The following is a 17,552-nucleotide window of genomic DNA, read 5'->3' on the forward strand; positions in this document are numbered from 1 at the left end:
CGATAATCGTTGTCATGTAGGCTGCCGTTCATGGCAGCGCGGGTCATCTTGGTAGCCGGGTTCACCCACCACGACGTGGCCGACGAGATCTGGCGGACGTCACCGGAGTCGATGCTGGTCAGGCACGACCTGAGCGATCTCGCCGACGGTGTGGTGCGGCGCTGGGTGGACGGTCGGCTCACCGTGCTGGAACTCGCGCACGGCTGTGTGTCGTGCACGCTGCGTCTGGATCTCGTTCCTCTGCTCGAACGGCAGGACGGGCCGGTGATCGTGCACCTCGACCCGGCGCTCGAACCGGAGGCCGTCTGCTTCGCGCTGAGCGAGACCGACGTGCGGGTCGAGGCCGTCGTCACGGTGATCGACAGCACGACGTGGCTGACCGACGCGACCGGTTCCGACACGCTCGCGGACCGGGGCATGCGGGCGGCCGAGGGCGACGAGCGGACGGTGGCGCAGGTCGTGGTCGGGCAGGCGGAGTTCGCGGACGCCCTGGTGCTCACCGGCCCCGCCGACCCGGCGCTGGCGGCGGTGCTCGACCGGCTCGCCCCGCGCGCTCCCCGCCGGCAACTGGACACGCTCGACGTCAGCGCGTTGCTCGCGGCGATTCCCCCCACCGCACGACGCGGCGAGGTCGACGACGGCTTCGCGCCGCTGCTGTACGGACAGCCACCGCTCGAACCGGCGCACGACGTGTCCGTCGTCCACTTCACCGAACGGCGTCCCTTCCACCCCATGCGGTTGCACGACGCCATCGACGTGCTGCTCGACGGCGTGGTGCGCGCGCGTGGCCGGGTGTGGCTCGCCAGCCAGCCCGACGTGGCGCTGTGGCTGGAGTCCGCGGGCGGCGGGTTGCGCGTCGGCAACCTCGGCCCCTGGCTCGCGGCGACCGACGACTGGGAGGAGGCCGACGCGGACCGGCGCGCGGCCGCGTCGCTGCGGTGGGACCCGTACTACGGCGACCGCGACCAGGAGATCGTCGTGATCGCCAGGTCCGCCTCCCCGACCAAGATCACCGCGATCACCGCGGCCCTGCGCGCGGCCCTGGTCACCGACGAGGAGCTCGCGCTGATCGCCGAGCTCGACTTCGCCGACCCGTTCGCCGACTGGCACGAGGAGATGGAACTGTAGATGCGCACCCCGGTGACCGTGCTGTCCGGCTTTCTGGGCGCCGGCAAGACCACCCTGCTCAACCACGTGCTCGCCAACCGCGAGGGCCGGCGGGTGGCGGTGATCGTCAACGACATGAGCGAGGTCAACATCGACGCGGCGCTGGTGGCCGGTCAGGGCTCGCTCGACCGCACCACCGAACGGCTGGTGGAGCTCACCAACGGCTGCATCTGCTGCACGCTGCGCGAGGACCTGCTCGACAGCGTCGGCGAGCTGGCGCGCTCTGGCCGGTTCGACACGATCCTGATCGAGTCCACCGGCATCTCCGAGCCCATGCCGGTGGCCGCGACGTTCGACTGGACCTTCGACGACGGCACCAGCCTGTCCGACCACGCCCGGCTCGACACGATGGTGACGCTGGTGGACGCGGCGGGTTTCCTGCGCGAACTGACCACCGGCGACCGTCTCGACGCCCGCGACCTCGAAGCCGCCGACGGTGACGAGCGCTCGATCTCCGACCTGCTCGTGGACCAGGTGGAGTTCGCCGACGTGCTGGTGGTGAACAAGACGGACCTCGTGACGCCTTCGGAGCTCGCGCGGCTCGACGCCGTGCTGCGGCGCCTCAACCCGTCCGCTCGCCTGCTGCACACCCGTCAGGGCGTCGTGCCGCTGTCCGAGGTGCTCGACACCGGCCGCTACGACCCGATCACCGCCGCGCAGGCACCAGGCTGGGCCGCGGAGCTCGCGGGCGGGCACACGCCGGAGACCGAGGAGTACGGGATCAGGTCGGTCACCTACCGCGCTTCCCGGCCGTTCCACCCGTCGCGCCTGGCGGAGGCGCTGGCGGACTGGGAGGGCGTGTTGCGCAGCAAGGGTTTCTGCCACCTCGCGACGCGGCCGGACGTGCTGGCCGTCTGGTCGCAGGCCGGGCCGAACCTGAGCCTCGAACCCGGCCAGTTGCTCGGCACGCCGCAGGCCCGGCAGGAGCTGGTGTTCATCGGGGTCGACCTCGACGTCACCGAACCCGCCCGCCGCCTGGACCCCGCGCTGCTCACCGACTCGGAGCTGGCGGCCGGGCCCGAGGTGTGGCGGACGTTCGAGGACCCGCTGCCGGAGTGGGACATCAGCGAACTGCACGATCATCTTCGCTAACGTAATGAGGTGCGTGCCGTTCCGTACCGGGCCCAATGGGAGTCACCGGATCTCGTCGCCGACATCCTCTCGGGCGCCCTGCGGGCATCTGACGACCCGCTGTGGGCTCGATCCGGGGCGGATTCTGTCGACGAGTACGAGTTCTGGAGCTGGCGCGCCTGCGGGATGGCCTGCCTGAAGATGGCGCTGGCCTACTGGGGCCACGAGGAACCGCCGCTCGTCCAGCTCGCTGAGGAGGCCTCGGCCCACGGCGCCTACTTACGGCACGAGACCGGTGTAAATGGGATGATCTACGCGCCGTTCGCGTCCTACGTGGAGCAGCGGTTCGGGCTGACCGCTTTGAGCTGCCCCGAGCTGCCGCTGTCAAGGGTTGCTGCGGAGACCGCGGCCGGGGCGCTCGTGCTGGCCTCGGTGCACCACGGCGTGCGTCGGCCGGACACGACGCCACCTCACCGCGGTGGGCACCTCGTGCTGGTGATCGAGTGCACCGATGCCGAGGTCGTGTTCCACACCCCGTCCGGGGATCGCGCGGACAACCAGGCGTTCGCGACGGTCAGCCGTGAGAGGTTCGAACGGTTCTACGCCGGGCGCGGGGTCGTGTTGCGACCCTCACGAGCATCATTCGAAATGCCGACCTAGGCGCACCGGCGCAGCAATCGAAACGCGCCACGAAACATCACCGTTCGGCGGTTCTCAGCCCCATTCGCGCGGTCGATGCTCGACGTCGGATGCAGCTGATCGACGAGTTGGACAAGGGCGACGCAGACCTGCCCAACGACCTGCTGAACATGTTCTATGAACGTGACTACGACGCGGCCCGATCTGACCGACGGTGCTATCTTGCACAGGCTCGTTCACACCCGCTGGCATCAGTCCCAAGAGTCGACTCACGCACACTCCATGGACTGCGCAGCGATAAAACAGAACGTTTTGTCACCTCTAGCCTCACGGAAGTCCACCACTCTGGATCGATCCAGTCGGCGGAGCAGGAGGATTTCAGCGTGCAGGAACATCCGAACGTGTTCGTGCCGTCAGGCCGCACGTTCTCGGACGATGGAGAACCAGTGTCAACGCCAGAAGCCCCTCGTACGGCGGAACTACGCCGTGACGGCGTGAGCAATCCACAGGTGTGGGGGGCGGTTCCGCTGCGAAATCCCGATTTCGTGGGCAGGAAGCAGTTGCTGGATCAGCTCCGCCAGCGGCTCCTGGAGCCCGGTGCGACCGCGACCCTTCCCGAAGCGCTGCACGGCATGGGCGGTGTCGGCAAGACGCAGATGGTCGTTGAATACATCTACCAGCACGCGTCGGAATACGACGTCGTGTGGTGGATCTCGGCCGAACAGCCGGCGCAGATAACGTCGAGTCTCGTCGAACTCGCCAAGAGGCTTGGGGTACCCGAGTCCACCTCCGCGGACACCGCCATCCCCGCGGTGCTGGAGGCGTTGCGCCGGGGCGAACCTCCGCACTCCCGCTGGATCCTGGTCTTCGACAACGCCGACAGGACGGAGACCGTCCGCCCTTTCATCCCCGCCGGCAACGGCCACGTGGTGATCACCTCGCGCGACTCCACGTGGGCGGGCGTTGCCAGAGCGGTCGAAGTGGACCTGTTCAGCCGCGCCGAGAGCAAGCAGTTGCTGAGTCGCCGCAGCGGCGCGCTGACCGACGCCGATGCCGACCGGCTCGCCGAGGCGCTGGGCGATCTTCCACTGGCGATCGAGCAGGCGGCGGCATGGCGTGACCAGACCGGCATGCAGGCCGAGGAATACCTCACGCTGCTCGATCAGAACCGCACGGAACTGCTGGAAACCGGAACCTCGAGCAACGACCAACTCCCCGTCGCCGCAGCGTGGAACGTCCCGCTGAACCGGTTGAAGAGGGAGCACCGGGCGGCATTGCAACTGCTGCAGGTCTGCGCGTTCTTCGGCCCGGAACCGATCTCCCGCAACCTGTTCAGCGGCGTGTGCGGTGCCCCCGTACCCGAAGCGCTCGCCGAAGCGCTCAGCGACCCGATCAAACTTCACCGCGCGGTGAAGGAGATCAGCCGGTACAGCCTCGCCAAGATCGATCACCGGAACAACACGCTGCAGCTGCATCGTCTGGTGCAGACCGTGTTGAAGAATCGGCTGGACACGGGTGAGCAGGAGAAAATGCGGCACGCCGTGCATGTGCTGCTCTCCCACGGGGATCCCGGTGACCCGGAGCTCAGGGACAACTGGCCTCGTTACGCCGAACTGCTGCCTCACGCCACGATGTCGCGGGCGGCGGACGGCCTCGAAGAGCCGGTTCGTCTGCTGATGCTCAACCTCGTCCGCTACCTGCACGCCAGCGGTGACTACGGCGGCGCGCGGGATCTTTCCCACCAGTGCGTCGAGGCATGGCGAGCGCACCGCGACGAGACCGATCTGTACATGCGGGTAATGGCACGCAGCCACGCGGCGGCTCAGAACAGGATCGGCCAGAGCGCCGCCAATCCCGTCGTGTTCATGAGCCACTCCAACGCCGACCAGGACCGGTTCGTGGTGCCGATCACGAAGTCGCTTGAGCGGCGCGGCGTACGCATCTGGCTGGACCGCTACGACATGCTTCCAGGTCATCACATCGCTGGGGAGGTCTTCGAACAGATCGACAACGCCGACGCGTTCATCGTCGTGGTGTCCCGCCACACCCCGGAATCCGCATGGGTGCCGAGGGAGGTCGACCACGCCGTGAAGCGAGCCGACCGCGACAAGGATTTCCGCCTGATCTGCATCAGGCTGGACGGTGTCGAAGCTCCGGCCGTACTGGGGAACATCGCGTCCGTCAAGATTGATGCGTCACTCGACTACGGCGACCACCTCGAGAAGATATTGCGGGTGATCTACCGCAAGCCCGATGAGCGCGACCTGGGCCCTGTCCCGGAGTGGGCCAACACCTAGACCTCGCCGCCTCCGACTGCGACGAACGATCCGGCGCTGACCGAACTGGTCGCGGTCAGCGCCGTGTTCTTCGAGCGACAGAGCTGAACCGCCGAAATTCCATGATCTCAGGAATCTGTCCTCCTGCTCCTTTCGGGTGAAAGGAGCAGGACCGGATAACACCTTGAGCTCCGCCGATCGATTCCCGGTGCACACAGACGGCGTGAACGCGTCGCGACACCCGGCCGGAGGCGCGAAGTGGAATGTCTACGCATCCCGCCACGACGAATGATCGCGATCGTCCTGATCACGATTTCGTGCGCCTTCCTGCTCATCACCCCAGGTGCTACCGCCACCAAACCGGAGAGCGGCGATCGGTGGCTCACCGAACAGATGCTGGGCTTGAAGGAATTGCGGGGCTACTACCCGCTCACCAACCACGAGGTTCCCGCGGCAGAGGTCATCCAGGGAAACGGCGTCTACTTCGACACCATCAGGCAGGGCAGCCTGATCACCGCGCACCTGCGTGGTTACGCCTCGATGGACGGGTCGTCCGACCTCGACATGTGGCTGATCGAGACCACGAACGCCGAGTTCTCCGGTGCACACCGCGGTGAGGCGCGTCCCGGCTTCGACGCACGCTTGAACACCTTCACCCAGGAACGCACCGACGACGAGAGGACCAATCACACCGTCATCTTCGGACGTGGTCGGGTCAAGGCGAAGATTTCGCTCATGACGAGTTCGCCCGCCGACACCGCTGTTTCGACGATCCAAGGCATTGCGAACCAGCAGTACGCGAAACTCGCCGACTCTCCAGATCTCTCCGATCAGAAGGCCGTGTCGCTCAGGACAGTGCAGATCCGCCTGTACGTCGGCACCGTGCTCACGCTGTTGTTGCTCCAACTGGGGATCTGGCTGGCAGTCTGCGTCAACGACCGCAGCACCCGCGAACGCATCCTCCGGTTCGTGTTGCGGAGGCAGCTACAGCCGTGGCGCGGCCCGGCTCGGTTCGACGATGTCTCCGACGAGGCCCGGACGCGCGCACGAAACCACACACGGGGTGCCGTCATCCGCGGCGCGATCTTCCTCGCGCTGTTCACCGCCACGTACCAACTCACGACCGTGAGGCAGTTTCTTCTCTTCGCCGCGCTTGGTGCGGTCGTGTCGCTTGTTCAGGTGTTCACCGCTCGCCGCGGGTTCGCGGCTGTGCAGGGCTTCCGGGCCTCACTGGTCGTCGTGGCGACCAGTGCGACCGGCATCGCGCTCGCGGGCACCGGCCTCCAAGCGATCCTGTTGACGGCGGTGGCACCTCTGGCCGCTCCCGCCGAACTCTCCCAGGAAGGTCTCACCAAGGCCACGCAGATCTTCTTCGTCATCGGCCTGATGCTGCTTGCCCTCGCAGACATCCCTCATCGGCTCGCACGACGCTTCGCCTCCCGCAACGCACAGAGGAGACTCGCAGCGGACGGGCGACAGGAAATCCTCCTGCTCCGATCGTTCCTCGACGACAACCTCAAGATCAGAACACGACGAACGGGCCGGCACAACCTGCTCGAACGACTGGCGCTGCGCCGGCGGGAACGAGTGGAAGAGCTCGTCGCCTGGTGCTTGTGGCGCCAAGGGCCGGTGGTTGCGCTCGGCGAACCAGGAACGAAGCTGCCACCGTTGGGCGCGGCCCGCACCTATCACGGCGCCGACTGGCAGCAGGCGGTGAAGGACAAGATCCACTCCTGCCGTTTCGTGGTGTTCCTCGTCGGGCGCACTCCGTCGCTGAAATGGGAGATCTCAGCAGTGCGGCAGGCAGGAGCGCTGCAGCGTGCGATCTTCGTGATTCCGCCGGTTCCGCTGAAGGAGGCGCGTGCGCGCTTGACCGTCCTCGCAAGCGCCTTGGGCATGGACGAGCAGGTGTTCCCGCCCTTCGACCTGCGACACGAGTTCACCCTCGTTCTCGGGTTCGACGTGGACGGCACGCCACGCCTGCACGTGGCGGACGGCCGGGACGACACGGCGTTGCTGCTCGCGCTCGAACACGCGGCCGAGGCGGTCCAGCCCGCTGCTCAGGTGTGGCTGGCTGATCCGTCGCCGGCCGCAGCGGCCGTGCCCAGGTCAGTCGATTCACTGTTGCGGGTGTCGCCCACCCGTCGTGAGGCACGCGCCGCGAGGTGGAGCCGAAGATGGCAGACCTGGCCCTGGCTCGCGAGCATCTCGCTCTCGTTCCTCTCCAGCGCTCTGGTGGCAGTCGGTCCAGCCGCTCCGCCTCTCCCGCCGATGCCCGGAACGGCACTGTCCCAGACACCGCTCAGCTCGACCGCCGTCGTGGGCGCGGGGAAGTTCATCGGGGCCGATCGAACGACCAAGCAGCTCGTTTCGCTTGATCAGACAGGCACCACACCGGTGCACACGATGACCGAGATCCCCCAACTGTTGACCGCGACCGACAACATGGTCTTCGTCTCCACGTTCCGGCCGTACACGCTCATCGCATTGCGCGGCAACGGCGCCGGGTACGACGAGATCTGGCGCGTTTCCCTGCCGTCCATCGCCTTCGGGATCCAGGTCGTGAACGATCGGGTCGCTGTGGTGACCCCGCGCACCGAGGAGGTTCGCGCGTTCGACGTCGGGACCGGAGCGAACATGACCACGACCAAGCTGCCTGGCGGCCCTCTCGCACTGGCTTCCCACCAGGGCCAGCTCCTGGTGGCCAGCACCGCGGACAACACGCTGACCTGGGTCGACCCGCACGCCGGCACCCCCGGCCGGAAAATGACATTGCCCGTGATTCCCGATCACCTCCAAGTGGTGGGCGACACGCTGTTCGTCAGCAGCATCGAGAACTCCGCTCTCGTCAAACTCTCCCTTGTGGACGGTCAGGTCCACGCTCGCGCCGAGATCGGCAGGTTCAACGGCATCATGACGATCGGGGCACGTCACGTGATGGTCGGCACGTACGACGAGACCCCAAAGCTGTTCCTGCTGGATGCCGGGAAGCTCGATCAAGAGTCCGTTGTGGACGTTCCACGTCAACTGACCGAGGCGATGTTCTCGGACTCGGCCTACTACATCGCGCTGGGAACTCCAGGCGTACTCACCCGCATCCCGGAAGAGCCGTGATCCCTGCACGACAGGCCACAGCCGTTCCACGAACAAGATCGCAGAGGTGCATCACCTTGAACGACAAGCAAACGATCTTCATCGCCTTCGCGAAAGAAGACGAGACCGCGCGTAATCTTTTCACGGGCCAGCGAGTCAGCGCACGCACGCCGTTCGAGTTCGTCGACATGTCGGTGAAGGAGCCGTACGAATCTCTCTGGAAGGAGCGAGTGCGAACTCGCATCCGCCGCTCGACGGGCGTTGTCGCACTCATCAGCTCGCACACGCCACGTGCGACCGGGCAACTGTGGGAGATCGCTTGTGCAGTGGAGGAGCGCAAGCCACTGATGGGCATCTGGTTGGAGGACTCCTACCGGACCAAGCCGCCGCAGATGGGTCTCGCACCCTGTCGCACGTGGACGTGGAACGCCGTGGCTGAATTCATCGATGGGCTCTGACATGAAACGCGCATTGCTGGTAGGTGTGGACCACTACGACCACCACAGGAACCTGAGCGGTTGTGCGAACGACGCGCGTGCGATCGAGCCACTGCTCGCCTTCAACGAGGACCGCTCCAGAAATCTGAGATGCCACTCGCTGACCGAAACAGTCACCCGGTCAGAACTGCGCACCGAACTGAAGGACCTGCTCGCCGCCGGCGCCGACTTCGCGCTTCTGTACTTCGCCGGCCACGGTGCACAAGAGACGAACGATCTCGCTCTGATGACCAGCGACAGCACGTCGGACGATCTCGGGGTTCGGTTCAGCGAAGTCCTCGCGCTGATCGGAAACTCAGACGTCAAAGAGGTGGTAGTGATCCTCGACTGCTGCTTCTCCGGCACGGCGGGAACCGTGCCCGGCCTCAGCAAGGACTCGGCAGTCGTGCGCTCAGGCGTCTCGATCCTCACTGCGAGTCGCGGAGACCAGTTGTCCGCCGAGGTCGACGATCGCGGCGTGTTCTCGTCTTATCTCGAGGGCGCTCTGGACGGTGGAGCAGCCGACGTGCTCGGCCAGGTCACCGTGGCAGGTCTGTACTCCTATCTCTGGGAGTGCTTCGACGATTGGGGCCCGCGTCCGACGTTCAAGACCAATGTGGACCGCCTGCACGCCGTGCGGAGGTGCAAGCCGTCGATTCCAGTGGACACGTTGCGGGAGCTGACCAACTGGTTCCCCAGTGCGGACTACGAGTTTCCGCTCGATCCGACCTATGAGCCCGACAAGGAGAAGACGCAACTTCCACCACATCCCGTGAACGAGGCTGTCTTCGCCAAGCTGCAAGCTTGCCGTGCGAACAAGCTCGTCGAGCCGGTGGCACACGAACACATGTACTTCGCGGCGATCAACCGCGGGAGCTGCCGCCTCACTCCGCTCGGCAAGCACTACTGGTCGTTGGCAGAGCAGGATTTGTTGTAATGATCATCGGCGTCAGCGGACACCAGCATCTGCCCACTGCGGCGCGGGCTCACGCGGAACGCGACATCCGTGTTCTTTTCGACCGCCAGACCGAGCCAGCGGTCGGCATGTCCAGTCTGGCAGCAGGTGCGGACCAACTGTTCGCGCAGGTAGTGCTCGGTGCAGGTTGTGCCTTGCACGCGGTGATCCCTGCGGCGGACTACGAACACACGCTCACCGGCGCGGCACAGGACAACTACCGCCGTCTACTCATCGCGTCCGCGCAGGTGACACGGCTCGACTTCGAGCACGCGGGCGAGACCGCCTACTACAGCGCGGGCCGATTCATCGTCGACCATTGCGACCTGCTCGTGGCCGTGTGGGACGGTGAACCCGCCCGCGGGCTGGGAGGCACCGCTGATGTCGTGGCGAAAGCCCGCGAGGTCGGGCGCGAGGTTCTGGTCGTCTGGCCACAGGGTGTGCGACGGCAATGATCACCACTCTGCAGGGACTCGTTGTCGCGCTGCTGGCCTTGTTGCCAGGAGCGTCGTACACCTTCGCGTTCGAACGCGTCGCCGGCAGCTACGGCATCACCTTCTCGGATCGGCTGGTTCGTTTCCTCGTTTCATCCGCGCTGCTGCACGCCGCGCTCTCCGGACCCGAGTTCCTGCTCTACCGGAACTTCGTCGTGGGAAAACGGTTGGTGGAGGGCACGGTCTCTTGGTGGGTGCTCGAACTGCTGGCACTGGCATACGTGATCGTTCCCACGGTCGCGGGCACCGTGCTCGGCTGGGGGCACAAGCACCACAAGAGGTGGGCGGTCCTGATCGTCGGCGAGTCACCCGAGCCGCGGGCGTGGGACTACTTCTGGCGACACGCGGAGCAAGCATTGGTCCGGATCAGGCTCAAGTCAGGGACGTGGCTCGCGGGCTATTACGGCACCACTGCGGACGGCCGTCGCTCATACGCCTCGGGCCATCCAGAAGAGGGGGACCTCTACCTGGCGTTGGGACTGCAGGTCGACCCCGTCTCCGGTGAGCTCGCACTCGCCGACGGGGTCCCTGTTCCCGTCGCCGGTGAACGTGGACTGCTGGTCAGATGGCCAGAGATCGAATACATCGACATCCAGGAGTACTAGATGACCAGGAAGCAACGCACTCCTGACCCTTCGGACCGCACACCTCGCCAGCCCGCGACACCGGCCAACGAGTCCAACAAGCGCGGAGGGTACGCCGCGCCCGAGAAGCCGTTCTCTCTTCCGTCCGCGCCGGCAGGGCCTGCGCAAGGCGGTCAGACGCCGAAGGAACCGGACACCGGGAGCGCCTCTTCCGGAACGTAACGACGTCCCTGCCCGGCACGAGTGTGGCGAGGCCGTTCTGCGCCCATTCGATTACCGAATGAGCGCCGTGGGCATATTCGTGCCGACCAGGAACAGCGCCCGGTGAACCGCTTTGCGCCGGTTCACGTACTCGCCTGCGTACCGGTAAGGTCCGCGACCTGCGAGTCCGGCAAGGCCGAACGGGTGAAAAATGCCGAATTCCCGTCAACCAGGTCAAACAATCGTCAAGGGTGCCGTAGCGAAATTCGGCACGGGGTCGATATCGCGGGCAGCGACCTCGACGGGGGCATCTGCCGGCGGTCGGGCCACGGACGATCGCGGGAACGAGGTGCAGGTGACCAGGGTCTTCCTCAGCTACGCCGAAGAGGACGGCAGCGCGGCCAGGAGGGTCGCGGCACTGCTGGAGCAGCACGGCTTCGACGTGTTCTGGTACGAGAAGACCAACCTGGGCGTGTTCAACCAGACGCTGGCGACCGAGCTCGGCAGGGCGGACCGGTTCGTGGCCCTGTTCTCCCGCCACTACCAGCAGTCCGACTGGTGCATGAAGGAGTTCTACACCGCCGACCGGATGGCGACCGACACGAAGACCAATCGGCCGGTGATCACGGTGTGCGACGTCGGCGAGTTCGACGAGCCGGTGGACCCGTTCGTCGGCAACCACGCGCGGCAGGACCTGCGGACGCTCAGCGAGACGCGGCTGGCCGGGCTGCTCGCGACCTTCGGGGTGCAGGCGGCGGCGGCAGAGGAGGGCGGGAGGTTCCGCAACCGCGAGCAGGAGCTGACCAACCTGCTCAACGCGCTGAGCCTGTCGAGCGGGCAGGACCTGTGGGTGGTCGCGGCGCCACCGAAGATGGGCAAGTCGTGGTTCCTGCGGGAGGTGGAGCGGGGGCTGACGGCGAAGAAGTGGGGTGGGACCCGGCTGCTCGACCTCGCGCGGTGGCCCGAGCTGTGGGGCGCGCCCGCCAAGGTCGTGGTGGAGCTGATGGGCGTGAACGTGGTGCCCGAGGACGACACGCTGACCGAGGACGAGATCGAGGACATCGCGCGCGAGGTCAGCAAGCGGGGCGACAACCAGCTCTACCTCCTCGACAGCGCCGAACGGCTGGACCGCCACACGGCGGCCGAGGTGCGGAGTGCGTTGACCGACGTGTACGCGCACCTCGTGGAACGTCGGGTGCGCAAGCGGTTCAGCATGATCATCGGCACGCGGCGGCCGGACACGTGGCGTGGGCTCGGGCGGTACCGGCAGCACCGCTTCCGGACGCTGGTCCTGTCGGAGTTCAAGCTCGAGGTCATCGAGGACGCGGTGCGCGACGGCAGTCCCGACGCCGAGGACAGCCTGGTCCGGAAGTCGGCGTTGTTGCTGCAACAGGAGAGTGACGGTCTGCCGGCCCTGCTGCTGGCCTGGCTGCGCTGGGCGCAGGACGCGAACCTGATCGGCATCGAACGGGGACTGCGCAAACCCGCGACCTTCGACGCCGTCACCGCGAAGTACGTGAAGACCGAGCTGCTGACCCGCGACGTGCTGTTCCCGTCCGGCGACGGCAACGTGCTCGCCAAGAAGGCCGTCGAGCTCGCGCTCAAGGTGCTGGTCCCCTACCGCTTGGTCACCCAGTCGCACCTGAAGTTCCACTACGACGACGACCAGGCGCTGCGCGACGCGGTCGGCGCGGCGGGCTGGAAGTTGCGCGACCTGTGGGCCGCACTCAACTCGAACTCGTTGCTGGAGCCCCGCTCCGGCCTGTGGCGGGTGATCAACCCGCCGATCCGGCGCGTGCTCTACCGCTACTACTACCGCTCCGACGACGAACGGGTCACCGCGCACGAGGAAGCGAAGTGGTGTTACCAGCGGTGGACCGTCAACGAGGCCGGCAGCGAGCAGGTCACGATGATGAAGGAGTGTCTGTGGCACGAGCTGTGCCGGCAGCTGTTGCAGCAACCTTCCGAGCTGCGCCAAGCTTTGCCGGAGGCCGCCGGCCAGTACGCGAAGGCGTTTCTCAGCTCCGGGCTCTACGACCGGCGTGAGTTCGTGGAGTGCGTGCACGAGCTGCTCATCGAGGACCACGAGTTCCAGCTCGCGCTGTACGACCACACCGGCCTGTTCCAGGAAGTGCTGTCGGCCATCGACACGGCGGTCTCGGAGGGCACATGACTTGGCGCGGCACCGAGAACGACCACTTCTACATCGGGCGCGAGGAGGAACGCGCGGTCCTGGGCGTCGTCGACGAGGTGCGCGCGGACGGCACCAGCCGGGCGGTGCTGCTGTACGGGCCGGGCGGGGTCGGCAAGACGAGGCTCGTGCGCGAGCTCGCGGACCGCGGGCACGACGGCGCGGTGTGGATGCCGCCGATCGACGTCGACGACTCGGAGTACTGGCTGCTGACCAACCTCGAGCACGACATCGCGGTGAGGCTGGACCCGGAGCACGAGTTCTTCGAGAAGTACTTCCACCAAGCGGCGTCGTTCGAGGACGTCACGCGGCAGCGGATCGGCCTGGAGACGATCAAGGGGCACCTGGAACGGCTCAACGAGCAGTTCGTGGAGTGCTACCGCGCGTTCGTCGCGGCCAGCGGTACCACGGTGGTGATCACGCTGGACACCGTCGAGGCGGTGCGCGGCATGTCGTCGTTCCTGGTGAAGCTCACGCAGTGGATGAAGGAGTTGCCCTCCACGGCGTTCGTGGTGTCGGGAAGGCCGGTGCGGGGCGAGGATCCGCTGCGGGAACAACTCGGCGGCGTGCACCGGCCGTTGGAGACGAGGGTCGTGGCGCTGGGCGGGTTCAGCGCTGCCGAGATCGCGGCCTACTTCGACGCGGGACCGTTGCGGGGCTCGCTCACCGCGGCCGAACGCGACCGGCTGGCCGAGCTGACCGAGGGGCATCCGCTCTGGCTCGCGCTCGCCGTCGCCTATCTCGTGCACCAGGACCCGCCGCGGGAGATGACCGAGGACGGCGAGATCACCGACAAGCGGCGTGACCTGTTCCGGCGGCAGCTGATCACCCCATTCCGCGACACCGGGTTCTGGGCGGAGGCGATCAAACGACTCGCCGTGGTGCGGCACAGCGTGAACCAGACGATCTGGCAGCAGCTGATGAACGACCGAGGGCTGCCCGCGGACGCCGAGTCGTGGGACGAGGCGTGGGAGCTGTTGCTGGCCCGGCCGTGGGTACGGCCGCGCGCGAACCAGCGTTACGTGACGCTGCACGACGCGCTCGCGGAGGAGCTCGCACAGCGGCTGATTCCGTTGGAGGACAGGGACGAGACGTGGCGGAAGACGCTGTGGAGGAACGCCGTGTCCGCGTACTCGGCGTTGTACCGCGAGAAGAGCTCGGAGCAGGAGCGCGAGCTGGAGTCGTTGCCCGAACGCATGAACACCATGCCGAGCACCGGCGACGAGGCGTTGCGCGAGCTGGTGCGCCTGCCCGCCGACAAGCGCGAGCTGGACCAGATCCGCACCGCCGAACTGCACTACCTGCTGCTGCTGTCCTCTGAGGACGGTACCGCCCGGTTCATCGAGTTGCACGAGGAAGCCAAGCAGGACAACGACCTGCTGTTCGAGGAGCTGATCTGCCACGAGCTCGAACGGTTCCTGCCGCACGCCCGGTTCACCGCGCCGCTGGACGACGTGCTCGGCGTCGCCGTGCGCAGGTTCCAGCGCTGGCTGATCGACGACGCGCCGGTGCGGTACCTGGAGATCACGCTGATCATCGCGTCGTTCCTCACCCACAACGAACAGCCCGCGGCCGCGATGGCGCTGCTGCAGGACGTGCCGCTGGGAGACGCGGGACCGGAGATGCGGTACCGGCTGGCGAACGAGCGCGGCAACGCGTGCATGCGCATCCCCTCCCGCATCGCCGACGCGAAGACGTTCTTCCAGGAGTCGGGGCGGCAGGCGCAGCAGCTGCCGTTGCCCGCGCAGGCCAGGCGCGTGGCGCAGGCGAACAAGGAGCTCGGCTTCTACTACCGCAACATCGGTCAGTGGGAGGAGGCGGACAACGCCTACCGCCAGGCCAGGGACACGCTGGCGAGCGTGCTCGGACCCGGCAGCACCGACGACGCCCGCGAGGAGATGGCGTCGATCCAGACGAACTGGGCGTACCTCAAGGCGTTGCGCGGCTCGTACGTGGAGGCGCGCAACCTGATCGAGAGCGCCGTACAGGTGCGGAGGCGGCTCGGCAACCGGATCCAGGTCGGTATCTCCCTCAGCGTGTGCGGCGAGGTGCACCGCTACGAGCGGAACTTCCTGGAGGCGTGGAACGACTACCGCGAGGCCGAGGCGATCTTCCAGGCGCACGGCAGCTGGGCGTGGCTCGGGCAGATCTTCCAGGAGCAGGCGATCTGCCTGTTGCAGGCGGAGCAGGCCGGCGTCCCGCTCGCCGGCGACGCGCTGGAGCGGGCGCAGTCGCTGATCGAACGCGCGCTCGAGATCTGCCGCGACCGGGCGATCCGCGGCTACCCGTCTGCGCTGAACCGGGCGGGCCGGATCTTCGGCATGACCGATGTGGACAGAGGGCTCGACTACCTGCAGCAGTCCATCGTGGCGGCCAAGCGGATCGCGGACGGATGGTTCCTGTCGGCGAACATCATCGAGTACGTCGAGCTCGCCTACCGGGCGTGGTGCGCGACGGGCCGGCAGGAGTACCGCGACGACCTCGACCGGCTCACCGGTGACGTGCGCGATGCGATCACCCAGTACGACTTCTTCGACCTCAAAGGACGCTGGGAGCTCATGCGCGGGCACCTGAACGCGCAGGACTCGCTGGCGGCGGGGAACGAGGACGGACTGCGGCGGGCCGTCCTGCACTACGGCGACGGCTTCACCCTGCTCGCGGACCGGCGGGTGGGATCGCACGGCGCGGCGGCCATCTCCACGGAGTTCAAGCGGTTCCAGCAGGTCTACGATCAGCTCCCCGAGGACATGAAGATCGAGTGGTATACGGTTCTGCGCCGGATGTGGACGGCGGAGAACGAGCAGAAGCAGTTCACCTCCCTGCTCGCCCGCCTCGAACAGCTCTACTGATCCCGCCGCAGGAGGCAGTGCACCATGAGTTCGACCGGCGTCCGGGCGTTCGCGTTGTCCAGCTACGACGTGCCGCACGGGCACGAGCTGGTCGTGCGCAGTTGCGAGGACTGCGCCTGCCCCACCAGCGGCGCGCGCTCGGCGCGTCCGGACAGGACAGTCCACTCCGGACGTCCGCTCGTGCGGTCGCGGGACGTGCTGGAGATGCCGTTGGACTCGGGGCACTGGGTGCTGTTCGCCCCGCAGGGCAACGGCGGCGTCGTGGTGGTGAACGAACGCGGCCTGGACGTCTTCCGGCAGTTCCGCTCCCCCGTCGCGCCGCGCGACCTCGCCGGGCACGACCAGGAGGCCGTCACCCAGGTGGTGCGCCGGCTGGCCGAGCAGGATCTCGTGCACGAACCGGGCTCGCCGGCTGTCGCCTCGTTCGCCGAGTCGCGCGAGCTCACGGCGTGGCTGCACGTGACGAACGCCTGCAACCTGCGTTGCACCTACTGCTACGTGCACAAGTCGTCCGACGAGATGGACACGGCGCTCGCGAAGTCCAGTGTGGACGCCCTGGTCGATTCCGCCTTGCGGCACGGCTTCCGCGCGCTTCGGCTGAAGTACGCGGGTGGCGAGGCCAGCCTGAACGCGGCCGTGCTGCTGGAGCTGCACGACCACGCGGTGGCCCGGTGCGCCGAGCACGGGCTCGATCTGAGCGCGGTCGTGCTGAGCAACGGCGTCGCGCTCTCCCCTCGCTTCACGCGCGACCTGCGGCAGCGGTCGATCAGGGTGATGATCTCGCTGGACAGCCTCGGCGAGACGCACGACGCCCAGCGCCCGACGCTGGGCGGCAAGCCGTCCGCGCACCTGGTGATGCGCACGATCGACCAGCTGATCGAGCGGGGCCTGCCGCCGCACCTGTCGATCACCATTACGTCCGGCAACACCGCGGACATCGCCTCGGTCGTCCGGTTCGCGCTGGCCAGGGACCTGACGTTCAGCTTCAACTTCTTCCGCGACAACGCCTGCACCGGCGACGCCTCCGGGCTGCGCTACGAGCAACAGGCCATGGTCGACGGCGTGGCGGACGCGTTCGCGGTGATCGAGGAGGCCATGCCGCCGTGGAGCGTGCTGGGGTCCGTGCTCGACCGCGGTCAGCTGGTCGAGCCGCGCCGCAAGGCGTGCGGGGTGGGCGACGACTACGTGGTGATCGACCAGCGCGGGCAGATCTCCCAGTGCCACATGGAACTCGACTCCCCCGTCGGCCACGTCGGCGTGGACGACCCGATCACCGCGGTGCGCCGGCCCGGCATCCGCAACCTGCTCGCCGAGGAGAAGGAAGGCTGCCGCGACTGCACGTGGCGCAACTGGTGTTCGGGCGGATGCTCGGTGGCGACGTTCCGCGCGACGGGCCGGTTCGACGTGCGGTCGCCCAACTGCGGCATCTACAAGGCGATCTACCCGGCCGCGCTCCGGTTGGAGGGCCTGCGGGTCCTCCGGTTCGCGGAAGCCTGACCCGGTTCGTTCACCTTTCTGAACAACCGGCAGAACCACCGGCAGAAGTGTTCCAGCCT

General features: G+C 67.1%; 12 protein-coding genes. All 12 read left to right on the top strand.

Translation table 11 applies throughout. From position 1 onward, the window contains the following. Window positions 1-30 precede the first annotated feature (30 nt). The 12 genes from mrf to G7043_RS44395 all read left to right on the top strand — a co-directional run bounded on the left by mrf (window position 31) and on the right by G7043_RS44395 (window position 17,493). Window positions 31-1,128: a ribosome hibernation factor-recruiting GTPase MRF gene (gene mrf, locus G7043_RS44340; RefSeq protein ID WP_166055154.1), complete on the top strand. Its 1,098-nt coding sequence runs from the start codon at window positions 31-33 to the stop codon at window positions 1,126-1,128. Continuing rightward, entirely contained in the window at window positions 1,129-2,259 is a 1,131-nt protein-coding gene (locus G7043_RS44345; RefSeq protein ID WP_166055156.1) for a GTP-binding protein, read from the top strand. 9 nt (window positions 2,260-2,268) lie between these two features. Continuing rightward, on the top strand, window positions 2,269-2,898 hold the full coding sequence (locus G7043_RS44350) for a C39 family peptidase (RefSeq protein ID WP_166055158.1): 630 nt from the start codon (window positions 2,269-2,271) through the stop codon (window positions 2,896-2,898). Window positions 2,899-2,987: 89 nt separating this feature from the next. Beyond that, window positions 2,988-5,174, top strand: a complete 2,187-nt coding sequence (fxsT, locus tag G7043_RS44355; RefSeq protein ID WP_166055159.1) for an FxSxx-COOH system tetratricopeptide repeat protein — start codon at window positions 2,988-2,990, stop codon at window positions 5,172-5,174. 267 nt (window positions 5,175-5,441) lie between these two features. After that, window positions 5,442-8,267, top strand: a complete 2,826-nt coding sequence (locus G7043_RS44360) for a YncE family protein (protein WP_166055161.1) — start codon at window positions 5,442-5,444, stop codon at window positions 8,265-8,267. Window positions 8,268-8,323: 56 nt separating this feature from the next. Next, entirely contained in the window at window positions 8,324-8,704 is a 381-nt protein-coding gene (locus G7043_RS44365) for a TIR domain-containing protein (protein WP_166055163.1), read from the top strand. Window position 8,705: 1 nt separating this feature from the next. Beyond that, on the top strand, window positions 8,706-9,659 hold the full coding sequence (locus G7043_RS44370) for a caspase family protein (protein ID WP_166055165.1): 954 nt from the start codon (window positions 8,706-8,708) through the stop codon (window positions 9,657-9,659). Next, window positions 9,659-10,132, top strand: coding sequence for a hypothetical protein (locus G7043_RS44375; RefSeq protein WP_166055167.1), 474 nt, complete (start codon window positions 9,659-9,661; stop codon window positions 10,130-10,132). The genes G7043_RS44370 and G7043_RS44375 overlap by 1 nt, the downstream gene beginning before the upstream one ends. Further along, window positions 10,129-10,776: a DUF6338 family protein gene (locus tag G7043_RS44380; protein WP_166055169.1), complete on the top strand. Its 648-nt coding sequence runs from the start codon at window positions 10,129-10,131 to the stop codon at window positions 10,774-10,776. The genes G7043_RS44375 and G7043_RS44380 overlap by 4 nt, the downstream gene beginning before the upstream one ends. A 535-nt stretch (window positions 10,777-11,311) precedes the next feature. Then, entirely contained in the window at window positions 11,312-13,129 is a 1,818-nt protein-coding gene (locus G7043_RS44385) for a toll/interleukin-1 receptor domain-containing protein (protein ID WP_166055171.1), read from the top strand. Further along, on the top strand, window positions 13,126-15,996 hold the full coding sequence (locus G7043_RS44390) for an ATP-binding protein (RefSeq protein WP_166055173.1): 2,871 nt from the start codon (window positions 13,126-13,128) through the stop codon (window positions 15,994-15,996). Before G7043_RS44385 ends, G7043_RS44390 begins: the two co-directional genes overlap by 4 nt. A gap of 24 nt (window positions 15,997-16,020) precedes the next feature. Next, on the top strand, window positions 16,021-17,493 hold the full coding sequence (locus tag G7043_RS44395) for a radical SAM/SPASM domain-containing protein (protein ID WP_166055175.1): 1,473 nt from the start codon (window positions 16,021-16,023) through the stop codon (window positions 17,491-17,493). Window positions 17,494-17,552: the final 59 nt, after the last annotated feature.

It is taken from the genome of Lentzea alba, assembly GCF_011067745.1.
GTDB lineage: Bacteria > Actinomycetota > Actinomycetes > Mycobacteriales > Pseudonocardiaceae > Lentzea > Lentzea alba.